Source organism: Kitasatospora sp. NPDC033851 (assembly GCF_055576085.1).
In genome coordinates this window covers 1-10,613 of the sequence record NZ_JBVIRL010000071.1, presented here as the reverse complement: position 1 = coordinate 10,613, position 10,613 = coordinate 1, and the positions used below count along the sequence as shown (strand labels likewise).

General features: G+C 72.0%; 9 protein-coding genes. 3 read left to right on the top strand and 6 right to left on the bottom strand.

Features of this window, described 5'->3' with window-relative positions; translation table 11 throughout:
- Positions 1-1,954: 1,954 nt before the first annotated feature.
- From ACZ51D_RS43200 to ACZ51D_RS43190, 3 genes are all read right to left on the bottom strand, one after another.
- Entirely contained in the window at positions 1,955-3,262 is a 1,308-nt protein-coding gene (locus ACZ51D_RS43200) for a hypothetical protein (RefSeq protein WP_465665785.1), read from the bottom strand.
- A gap of 208 nt (positions 3,263-3,470) precedes the next feature.
- Positions 3,471-4,322 carry an NAD(P)H-binding protein gene (locus ACZ51D_RS43195; RefSeq protein ID WP_465615256.1) on the bottom strand — a complete coding sequence of 284 codons (852 nt, stop codon included), beginning with the start codon at positions 4,320-4,322 and terminating at the stop codon, positions 3,471-3,473.
- 106 nt (positions 4,323-4,428) lie between these two features.
- Positions 4,429-5,310: an SDR family oxidoreductase gene (locus ACZ51D_RS43190; protein ID WP_465615254.1), complete on the bottom strand. Its 882-nt coding sequence runs from the start codon at positions 5,308-5,310 to the stop codon at positions 4,429-4,431.
- Between the two features lie 85 nt (positions 5,311-5,395).
- Here ACZ51D_RS43190 and ACZ51D_RS43185 point away from each other — a divergent pair, with 85 nt between their 5' ends.
- Both ACZ51D_RS43185 and ACZ51D_RS43180 read left to right on the top strand, forming a co-directional pair.
- A complete protein-coding gene (locus tag ACZ51D_RS43185; RefSeq protein WP_465615252.1) occupies positions 5,396-5,974 on the top strand; it encodes a TetR/AcrR family transcriptional regulator in 579 nt (192 codons plus the stop codon).
- Positions 5,975-6,312: 338 nt separating this feature from the next.
- Entirely contained in the window at positions 6,313-6,444 is a 132-nt protein-coding gene (locus ACZ51D_RS43180) for a hypothetical protein (RefSeq protein WP_465665783.1), read from the top strand.
- A 394-nt stretch (positions 6,445-6,838) separates the two neighbouring features.
- Here ACZ51D_RS43180 and ACZ51D_RS43175 read toward each other — a convergent pair whose 3' ends face one another.
- From ACZ51D_RS43175 to ACZ51D_RS43165, 3 genes are read right to left on the bottom strand one after another with little or no spacing between them, the layout of a single operon-like run.
- Positions 6,839-8,089, bottom strand: coding sequence for an alpha/beta hydrolase family protein (locus tag ACZ51D_RS43175; protein WP_465665781.1), 1,251 nt, complete (start codon positions 8,087-8,089; stop codon positions 6,839-6,841).
- Between the two features lie 18 nt (positions 8,090-8,107).
- Complete coding sequence (locus ACZ51D_RS43170; RefSeq protein WP_465665779.1) at positions 8,108-8,749, bottom strand: VC0807 family protein; 642 nt, start codon at positions 8,747-8,749, stop codon at positions 8,108-8,110.
- Complete coding sequence (locus tag ACZ51D_RS43165) at positions 8,746-9,387, bottom strand: TetR/AcrR family transcriptional regulator (RefSeq protein ID WP_465615245.1); 642 nt, start codon at positions 9,385-9,387, stop codon at positions 8,746-8,748. Before ACZ51D_RS43165 ends, ACZ51D_RS43170 begins: the two co-directional genes overlap by 4 nt.
- A 566-nt stretch (positions 9,388-9,953) precedes the next feature.
- Between ACZ51D_RS43165 and ACZ51D_RS43160 the strand changes: the two genes are divergently transcribed.
- On the top strand, positions 9,954-10,499 hold the full coding sequence (locus ACZ51D_RS43160; protein ID WP_465665777.1) for an SMI1/KNR4 family protein: 546 nt from the start codon (positions 9,954-9,956) through the stop codon (positions 10,497-10,499).
- Positions 10,500-10,613: the final 114 nt, after the last annotated feature.

The window sequence follows — 10,613 nt, the reverse complement described above, 5'->3', positions numbered from 1 at the left end:
CGGGCCAGCCTCGGGGGCGACCGCCGGGCGCAGCGCGGCGGCCTGCGGCCGACAGCCCCCAAAGCAGGCCTCTCGCCCCGTGCCAGGGCCGGGGTGACGAAGCCTTGGTCAGTCCTCCCTGGGCCTGGCCGCCCCATGCCGGGGCGAGGACATCGCCGCACGAGCTGTCACCGAACCGGCACCCCAGCCGCCGCCAACAGCCACGACACCGCTACGACCAGCTGAAACGACACCTATGACAGCAACCAGGCGACAACCAACGACAGTAGAAACCCACCCCACGACCAGCACAAACCCCGGAACACCACTGCCACACCCGTGACAGATCACCACCGCCACTCCACCGACGCATATCAACTCTCTTTCAGGCCACAATCCGAAAGCCTCGCACGACGCAGCCGACAGAAATCCAATTCAGGCACACCGAAAAGTGGCCTACGGCCCTCGCCACCGACACCGCGACCGCCAATCCAGACCGCCCGGAAAACAGTGCGCGCCGTCAACGGGGCAATTCCCGGAGCAACACCACCAAACCGAACACCGGGCAGGACGGATCAGGACGGCGGCCAGGACGGGCGCGGGCACGGCGGGCAGGACGGCCGAGCCGGGCGCAGCGGGACCGGCCTGGCGGCCGACCAGAACGGCGGCCAGGGCGCAGCAGCGGGGCGGCGTCGAGGCCGGCGGAGCAGCGCGGCGGTGCAACACGGCAGTGCAACACGCCCGCCCCGGGCCCCTCCCGGCCACATAACGCCTGTTCAGACCCGCAACACGGCCCCGTTTTGCACCCCGGCGCAACACCGCGTTGCACCCCGCACCCCCTCACCAGGCCGCCGAGCACCAGCCACCGAACCCCACCACTAGAACAAAGGCCGGCCCCTGCAGCGGCCGCCGTCCCCGCCGTACCCGACGGCCCTTGGGCGGCAGCCCGACCCGCGGCTGTCGCGCCCACCTGTCGCGCCCCCACCACACACAGGGGCAACCCGGCATCCGCCCACGTCACAGGGCACGACAGCACCCCACGCGACAGGGGGCGCGACAGCACCCACACCCCGGCCACCAACCCCAGCAACAGCCCTCGTGCACGCCCTCAAGGGTGGCCTGACGGCCACCCAGCACCACCACCCACCACCAAGGACCGCAGCCCGCGGACACGCGGCGCAGCAGCCGGACAGAGCCCAGCACGGCCAGCACACCCCGCCCCGGACAACGGCGCCAGGACGGCCCGGACGGCCTGGACGGCGGCCAGCAGGCGGGCACGCTCCGACCGGCGGGCACGACAGCGACAGCGCAGCCCCGACCGGCCCCAACAAACCGAACACCGACCCCCGACCCCCGCCAACGAGCCCTCACCCGGCCATTCCAACCCGAACCCAAAAAACCACGCCGGTCAATTCGGCAAAACACACCACACGAAATTCTAAGCCGAACACACGCCAGAAAAGACCGCCCACCCGCCCGACCTGGCCGACACCACCCCCAACCCCGCCAACCACCACACACAGTCACCAAACCCGCCGGACGCCGACCCGGCCAAGCACCCCCTACAGGTCTAGCCAAAGGTCCAGACAATTTGGCATCCAGGCCGATTCCACGCCCACAACCACCAAAAGGTCACACCCGCGGCCCTTCGCCGGGTAGAGCTTGGCGTGCAGTACCCGGTCCTCCCCACCACGGGTCATCCGGGGCGCAGACCAGCGCAGCCACCAACTCCCGCATGGACGGAGCGGGCAACACCACGGGCCCAAGCCCTTCGCCTCCCGGTCGCTGACGCACCCCGGACACTCCAAACGGCCCGGGGCGGGCGTCGGAAAGTAGACAGGCGTGCCGTGACCTGTGGCGCGTTGGCTCGTTCAGCCGTCTGTGCTGGAAGATATAACTGACGGGTGGTCAGACGAATTCGGCGACTTCGTGGCGCGGTTCGCGGGCCGCCTCGGGCGCGTGGAGCCTCCTCGGATCAGCCGGTCTTGACCCAGTCCTGGCAGGCGGTCGTCTTGAAGAGCTTGTCTCCGGGCTTGATGGTGATGGTGGCGGGGCCCTGCACGTTGTCGTTGGCGATGATGGAACCGACACCGTCGCCGCCGTTGTTGCGTTCCCAATAGCACATCCCGATGCCACCGGCCTTGGGGCCCTTGCTCTTGTAGGTACCGGGCCGGACGTCGACGCCGACCTCGTAGCTGCCGTCGCCACCGATCGTGTCGCCCTTGGGCTTGTCCGGCGTGCTCGGCGCCACGGGGGCCGCAGGGGCCTCGGCTGTCACGGTGGCGGTGACGGTGGCAGCAGGAAGCGGGGCGGGAACCTTGGCCGCCGCAGCGGGAACGGTGGCCATGGCAGTGACGGTGGGTGCGGCCGCCGGGGTGCTGCTCTTCTTGTCTCCGCCTACCGCCGCGCCGACGGCGATGCCGACGATCAGGGCGACGGGGGCGACGACGCGGACCTTTCGGTAGACGGGGCGCTTGGGGGCATTCTGAACAGGGTGGCTCATGAAGGACGTTCTTCCTCTAAGGGTGGTGCTCGGACAGCGGCGCCACCCTCGCGCATCCCGGAGCGGCGGCGAGGGCATGTGATCGAATCGTGTCCCACAAGCAGAGGAATCGTGGCGTGACCGGCCTGCCCGACGGCGCCGTTGCGGTGCCGGCACTCCGGCGCGATTCCTCGTTCCTGCGACCCCCGAGCGGTGACCGGGCGGCTCGACGGCGTGCGGGACGGGTAGGGAGGCCCTGCAGTGGCGGAGTGCCCGGTCGGAGGTCTCGGGCTCAGTCGGCGGACTCCCGCTGGCCGTCGTCGACGGAGAAGACATCGGGTTGCGTCGGAGCTGGTCGCGCTGCCGATCGGTCAGCAGGGCGGCGAACCTGTGGACCTCGTCGCACGCGTGTAGCAGGGTGCCGTCCAGGCCGGCGAGCAGTGCGCGCAGGTCGCCGTCGTCAGCCACGGCAACGGAGTACTGGCCCACGACGCGGTGCGGGCCGAGGACGCGGTGGTAGCGGGCGACGACGCCGACACCGTCATGCTCGACGTACTCGACCTGGCGGTCGCCACGCAATGCGGCGAGCTGATCCGCGTCCAGGTCCGCCCCCACGATGATGCCGTGGCGCGTCCGGGCGGCGGCGGGGGCGGCCCCGAGCCTGGTCAGGATGTCCAGGACTCCCGGGAAGGCCCGCTCGGTGTGCGGCCAGTACGTGGGGTAGACCAGGAAGCCGCGCTGCGACTGCGGCCACCCCGCCGAGAACAACGGCGCCTCGTACGCGCCCGCCACACGGACCACGGCTCCCCAAGGCTTGGTATCGGCACGAGAGTCTGCTGCACGCCCGGCTGGACGGACAAGACTCCCGCACGCGAGGCCTACGACATGGCCGGTGGGTGCACTACTGTGCGTTCCATCGCCATGGCTGAAGCCTGTTGCAGGAGATCGGGGAACCAGGCAGGGCAGCCGGGCCGGCCGGGCTCCGTACGGCCGGCCCGGCGCGGCGGACTCAGCGGAAGTCGTCGGCGTGGTCGGCGGCCCACTGGGCGTAGGTGTGGGCCGGAACGCCGGTGATCTTTTCGGCGATGGCGGAGGTCACCGCCGCGACGCCGTCGGCGGCGGCCCACTGGCCCACGATCGCGTCGGCCACGACCGGGTGCATCGTTCTGGCGACGTCCGCACAGGCCTGCTCGTCGGAGATGTGCTCGACCCGGATGTGACGGCCGATGGCCTCGCCGATGTGCTCGACCTGGCGTTGCAGGGTCAGGGACTCGGCCCCGTGGACGATGTAGGCCTGGTGCGAGTGGCCCGGTTCAGTCAGGGCGGTCACCGCCAGCGCCGCGATGTCCTTCTCGTGCACCGGTGCCGACTGGGCGAACGGACGGGGAAGGCGGACGACGTTGTCGGTGCGGATCGATTCGGCCCACCAGGTGCGGGTGTTGGTCGCGAACGTCCCCGGCCTGAGGAACGTCCAGTCCAGGCCGGAGCGTTGGACGGCCTGCTCGATCGTGCGGTTCAGCCGGGCGACCGGGTGGTCGGCGTCAGGGTCCAGGACGACCGCCACCGACGAGAGCAGGACCACCTGCCGGATCCCCGCTGCCGCGGCCGCCGCAGCGACCTTGTCGATGTCGTAGGGCTGCTGGGGGTCGAGCATTCCGTACAGGAACACCCTGTCGGCACCGTCGAACGCTGCAGGCAGCGTCTCGGGACGCCCCAGGTCAGCGACGACCGAGTCGTACCCGGGCGTCGGGCCCGCGGCTGGGACCCTGCTGACCGCTCTGACCTGCTCACCGGCGGCCAGCAGGCCGCCGGCCACATGACGACCGACGTTGCCTCGGGCGCCGAAGACCACTGTCGGCATGATGGAACCTCCTGCTTGTCGTGGACGTGAAGTGCCCCATCGACGTGCGTGGTTGTCGGCGATGGGGCGGGGAACGGGTGGGGAACGAGCCGGGAGCCGGAGCGCGTCAGGGCCGGATGTTCTCCAGGTCCGCCAGGAGGCCGGGGTGCCTCGGCTCCCAGCCGAGCGCCTGCCGGGTGCGGGTGCTGGACGAGGGCTGGTCGGCCCTGAAGATCGGGCCGAGCGGGCCGTAGGTCTCCTCCGGCACCGGCCCGACCGGCAGGCCCAGCCGCCGACCGATGACGGCCGCGATGTCCCGCACCGCGTCCCCCTCGTCGGCCACGGCGTGCCAGGCAGTACCGGCCTGCGCCCGCTCCAGGGCGAGCCGGAAGAGGACCGCCGCGTCGAGCGCGTGGACGGCGGGCCAGCGCTGGGTACCGTCACCGGGGTAGCCGGAGATCCCGCTCCGGCGTGCGATGTCGGTCAGCAGACCGGCGAATCCGCCCGCGCCCTCGTGGTGGACCGTGCGCGGCAGGCGGACGGACGTGCTCCGGACCCCGCGGGAGGCCAGGCCCAGGATCGCCGTGACCGTGCGGCCGCGGCCGCCGACCGGCCCGTCGATCGGCACCGGGTCGGCCTCGGTGGAGGCACGGCCCGGCACCCAGGGCGTGCCCGAGACGGTGACCAGGGGGCGGTCGCTGCCGACGAGCTCCTCACCGAGGGTGGTGAGGGCGGCGGTCTCCTCGGCGACGTTGCGGGCGAGGGCCTCGGGGCTGCTGAAGTCGTTGCCGAAGGCCAGGTGGACCACCCCGTCGGCCCCGGCGGCGCCGGAGCGCAGGACGTCCAGGTCGGCGAGGCCTCCCCGCAGCGGCTCGGCGCCGGCCGCCTCGGCGGCCCGTGCGGAGGCCTCGAAGCGGGCGAGCGCGAGGACGGTGTGGCCGTGGCCGAGGAGTTCGGCGACAACGGCGGATCCGATCAGACCGGTGCCGCCGGTGACGAAGACGCGCATGGAACCCTCCACAAGTGATGGGACTCTTGTCCCATCACTGTAACAGGGGTGACGGGACAAGAGTCCCGTCGCATATGCTGAGCCCATGGGTCGATGGGAACCAGGTGCGCGTGAACGCCTCGTCGTGGCCGCGGTCGACCTGTTCACGGAGCAGGGGTACGACGCCACGACGGTCGCGCAGATCGCCGAGCGTGCCGGGGTCACCAAGAGCACCTTCTTCCGGCACTTCCCCGACAAGCGCGAGCTGCTGGTCGCCGGACAGGAGACGCTGAGCCGGCTGCTGGCCGAGGGGATCGCCGACGCGCCCTGCGACGCCAGTCCGCTCGAGGCGGTCGCCGCCGGTCTCCAGCGCGCCTCGACCGCCATGGGCCCCGGGAGCCGCGAGCTCGCCCCCCGCCTGAAGGCGGCCGTCGCCGCCAGCACCGAGCTTCAGGAGCGCGACGCCCTCAAGACCGTGAGTCTCGCGGCCGCGATGACGACCGCTCTGCTCGCCCGCGGCGTGCCCGGTCCGACGGCGGCTCTCGCGGGCGAGCTGGGCGTCCTCGCTTTCAAGCGGGGGTACGCCGAGTGGGCCGAGGAGGACCGTGGCCCCGGGGACGGGCTCGCCGGGTGCGCCTTGGCGGCCCTGAACGAACTGCGTGCAGCGAGCGCGTCGCTGGGCTGACCGAACGGGCAGCGTCCGGCACCGGTGCGGCGGGCGGGAAGCGGACCCCCGGGCTCTTCGGGCTCGCCGCCCTCCCCCACCGATCCCTTGACGCCGACGGAGCGGGGGACGGCAGGGCGGGAGCGGCAGTCGGCTCACCCGGGCCGGGTTCAGCGGCACAGGGTGCGCAGGGCGGTGAGGCAGTCCGCGTCCCGGCGCTGGGGGTCGGTCTCGGCGCTGGCCACCTCGGCATCCCGGTCACCGCCCGCACCACCCAGGCGCAGCAAGGGCCGCCCGGCGCCCACTGCACCGCGGCGGCCGACTCCCAGCAGCTGACCCGCGAGCTGGTCCGGTGCGCGGTGATCGCCGACCGCGAGGCCGGCGCGACCTGGGCCACGATCGGCGAGGCGCTCGGACTCAGCGCGGACGCCGCCCGCGCCCGCTACGGCAACCTCCGCCTCCTGTGGCCCCCACCCCCAAAGCCCGCCTGACCGCCACCGCCGCCCGCCCCACCCACACGAGCGGCCGGCACCAGCCGGACGCGAGAACAAGAGCACAGCACAGCGCAGCGCCCGACCACACCGACCAACGCCCCAACCCACCCACCACAACCACCAGGCAGGGGCCCAGGAAGGTAAGTCGGGTGGTGAGTTCGGCCCGTCACCCCCGATGAGCAGCGCAAACAGGCGGCAAGCTCGGTCGGAGGCCGGTGGCCGAACCGCGCTGCGGACCGAACCCCCAGCCGGATCCCGTACCGGACCACGAGCCGAACCCCCGACCGAACAGCCTGGTCCCCCGTGCGCGGGCAACCAGTCAACGGGACAGACCCGCGTCACGTCCGGCGGTGGCGTCCGGTGGGCCGGGCCGGGCCGCCGGGGAAGGAGGTCAGGCCAGGGTGCGCTCCAGCCAGTCGAGGACGAGGGTGTTCCGCAGTTGGGGGGCCATGGGGGCGCAGTGGTCGCCGGCGCCCTGGGCGGTGGTCAGGATGGTGTGCTGTTTGGGGCAGCGGAGGAGGTCGAAGAGGTGCGTGTCCTGGTCCGGGATGAGGGCCTCGGTTTCGTAGCCGAGGACGAGGGTCGGGCAGGTGACGAGGTGTGCCACGTCGTCGCAGCGGAACTGGCGGATGGCGCGGGCGAGTTGCCAGAGGTCCTGGGGCGCCCGGCCTGCGCGGGCGTCGTGCAGGAACTGGGGCCCGAAGATCTCGGCGCGTTTGGCGAGCAGCGGGGTGGCCTGGCCGAGTTGCGGGAGGACGGCCTGTTGCCAGTGCCGGTTGACGGCTTCCGGGTCGGGATGGTCGGCGAGGTTGCGCCAGGTCTTGGGCCAGGCGAGCCAGTTGTCGACGGCGCCTGGGTCGGCGACAACGGCGGCGAGCCGGGGTTCGAAGGCGGCCGCGCGGATGGCGAGGATGCCGCTCATGCTCCAGCCGGTCAGGGCGATCCGGTCGGGGTCGACCAGCGGGGAGCGCAGGAGGTGATCGACGACCGGATGTATGACGTGTTCCCAGTCGGGACGGAAGGGGATTGCGTGCTCGAAGAGCAGGCTGCCCTGCCCGGGCCCCTCCAGGATCAGGGTGTTCCAGTCGCGTTCGATCGCTGCGCAGGCGCCGAAGGCGTAGAGGTCGATGCTCTGGGCGTCGCTGCCGTTGACGAGGATGAGGGTGGGCCGGCGCCGGGGTGTCCCCGGGGGCGTGAGGAGGTAGGCGGGCAGTCCGACGCCCTGGTACGGGATGCGGAGCCGTTGTACGGGCGGGTCGAGGAGTTCGCCCGCGCGGTGCCAGCAGGCCTGCATCTCGGCGAAGACCGCCGGTTCGTCGGCCGGCCGGGCGCTGCCGAGAACGGAGAACAACGCCAGGGACAGGTACTTGGCGGCACGCAGGTAGGCGTCGCGGGCGCCGATCGTGCGGCCTGAGCGGAGGGCGGTTTCCGCGGCGACGGCGGTGCGGCGGCCGAGGGCGAGGAACTCCTCGTGGTAGCCGCGGCCGGACAGTCCGGCCCGGTTGATGCGGTCGACGGCTGCCAGGAGCTCCCCGGCTTCGGCGGCCCGGTAGGCGGTGGCACCGAGGGCAGCGCGGGTCTGGAGGTCGAGGTTGGGCTCTGGGAAGAGCCGTAAGCGGTCGACGGGGGCTGTGGTGGTCAAGGGAAGGTCCCGTTCCGGTCAGGCCCGCAGGCCGTGGCGCTTGGTGTACGCGAGGTGGAAGACGAACAGCGGCGCGGCGATGACCGGCCAGCACGCGTGCATGGCCGCAGGGGCGGCGTCCACCGGCAGCAGGTAGGCGAAGGCGAGCTGGGCGAGGGCGTTGAGCAGGCTGGCCGCGCCCCACACCGCGGTGATCACCCGCAGGCCGTGGCGGAAGGCGGCGTCCTGGTGCCAGCGTCCCTCCCAGGCGCGCAGCCCGTCCTCGCCCGCCTTGGCATGCACGAAGGAGCGGAAGACGACCATCAGAGCCGGGCGTCCGTAACCGACCGAGGCCAGCAGCCAGGCGCCGATCAGTCCGCCGAGCATGCCCGTCCAGGCCTCGCGGACCAGCAGGGCGCGCGGGTCGCCGGTGAGCGAGGAGAGCACCAGCCCAAGACCGATCATGCTGAGGATCAGCAGGGCCAGGAAGTCGAGACGGCGAGTGCGAACCAGCCGGACGAGGATCGTGGCCGCCGGCAGTGCGGCCGACCAGAGCAGGGACCACCACTGGTCCACGCCCGCGAGGCGCAGCCCGTAGTAGAGGCCGAGCGGCAGGACGAGGTCGAGCAGCGGCGGTAAGAAGAGGCGGGACCAGGGGCGCGGAGCGGCGTGGACGGTCACGACGTCTCCTGGTTCCTGGTCGCGAGGGCGAACAGGGTGACCAGTTCGCGCCCGTAGGCGCGCGGGTCGAAGTCGTCCCCGGCGGCGAGCCGGCCTGCGGCCGCATCGATCGAGGCGCGGATCGCGGTGGCCATCGCCTCCGCGTCGAACCGGCGGAAGGCGCCGCTGCGCTGGCCGTCCCGCAGGTGCTGCACCAGCAGCGCGACGGGGGTGTCGAAGCCCGCCGAGCTGACCAGCGGGCTGCCGTCCTCCCGGCGGGCGTTGGCCAGGACGTCCACCAGTGCCCGTACCTCCACAGGGTGCTCCGCCAGGAACTCCAGGTTCGCCTCGATGTAGGCGGCCAGCATTGCGGCCGGTTCGGTGTGCGCGCGGATGCGCGGCTGCATGGCGACCCGCGCCTGTTCCTGGACGGTGTCGACCAGGGCCTGGAACAGGTCCTCCTTGTCGTCGAAGTGGTACGAGATCAGCCGCACGCTGGAGAGCTTGGCCCGTTTGGCGATCTGCGCGAACGAGGCGCGGGCGTAGCCGAGTTCGGCGACGGTCTCGATCGCGGCGGCGACGATCTGGGCGCGCCGCGCGTCGGTGGTGAAGCTCCGGCTGTTCTCCGGAGCGGCCGCGTCCAATGGATTTACTCGCATGAGTAAAAACTAACACGTGTCGGCAACACCTGCGTCACGTAAAACACGCAGTCGCTTCTGAGTCTGGGCGTGCGGAGGCGCGGCACCGGCTGCTGCGGGCGCGTGACCGTCCCTGGACGGAACGGCGGAGGCTTCGGCGACGGCTACCAGAAATGACGGTCCCGCGCCATGTCGCGTCCCTGGCCACGCACAGGGATCACGGGTGTCCGCCCACGTCACACCACACGACAGCACCCCGCGCGGCAGGCTCGCGCGACAAGGGGGCGCGACAGCACCACGACGGCAGGGCCCAGCGGGGTGCAGCACAAGCAACGGCGGCCAACGGGACGACGTCGACCAGGCGGACGGCGACCCGGCGTCGACTGCGAGGCAGCGCGGGAACCGGCGGCCCGGCGGACGGTGGACAGGGCAGCGTCGGGAGCCCGCGGGGACGACTGGCAGGGCGCGGGGCAGACGGCGGTGGCACCGGACGGCTCCACCCCGGCCGGGCGCAGCGCTGCACCAGACGGGACGCCGGGCACTACGGTGACCGGTCGAAGCCCGCCATCCACGGAGGAGACACCGCCATGGTCCACCCGGCCATCACCCGCCTCTCGGCCCTGCTCGGGGAACCGGGCGCCCCGGGCGACACCGTCGACTGGGACGAGCTCGCGCGGACCACCGGCCTGCGCCTGCCCGCCGACTACCGTGTTTTCGTCACGCTCTACGGCGGCGGCGAGCTGGACGAGTACCTCGGCGTCAGCACGCCGCCGGTGGAGGGCTCCCCGTACGGCGACCTCGTCGACGGACTGGACTTCGACCCGGGGGAAGAGCCGGCCGCCCTTGTGGCCACCGGCCCGCAGGACTTGGAGCAGGGCAGGCTCCTCCCCTTCGCAAGCAGCGCCAACAGCGACGTGGCCTTCTGGCTCTGTGACACCCGGGACCCGGACAGCTGGGACGTCGTCGTCTTCAAGCGCCAGCCCCTTTACGGGGAGGAACGTTGGAGCCGCTTTGCGGTGGGCTTCGGCGACTTCCTGGCCGGCACCCTCGACGGCACACTGCCGAACCCGTTCAGCGACGGCGGCCACGCCAGACCCCCGCACACCTACCGCAACTGGCGCCAGCCACTGTGACCTGTTTTCGGCAGGTGATCGGGTTCAGGCACGGATTTCGTGAAGAGCACGCCGAGGCGGTTACGATCTGTAGTCGATCGGAGCCCTGCTCGAACGGTTATGCCGAGCGACTCG

What these genes read in the sequence shown, in the direction of transcription:
- ACZ51D_RS43160 (WP_465665777.1), top strand. Translation starts at nt 9,954, where the DNA reads ATGGTCCACCCGGCCATCACCCGCCTCTCGGCCCTGCTCGGGGAACCG.
- ACZ51D_RS43165 (WP_465615245.1), bottom strand. Translation starts at nt 9,387, where the DNA reads ATGCGAGTAAATCCATTGGACGCGGCCGCTCCGGAGAACAGCCGGAGC.
- ACZ51D_RS43195 (WP_465615256.1), bottom strand. Translation starts at nt 4,322, where the DNA reads ATGCCGACAGTGGTCTTCGGCGCCCGAGGCAACGTCGGTCGTCATGTG.
- ACZ51D_RS43190 (WP_465615254.1), bottom strand. Translation starts at nt 5,310, where the DNA reads ATGCGCGTCTTCGTCACCGGCGGCACCGGTCTGATCGGATCCGCCGTT.
- ACZ51D_RS43185 (WP_465615252.1), top strand. Translation starts at nt 5,396, where the DNA reads ATGGGTCGATGGGAACCAGGTGCGCGTGAACGCCTCGTCGTGGCCGCG.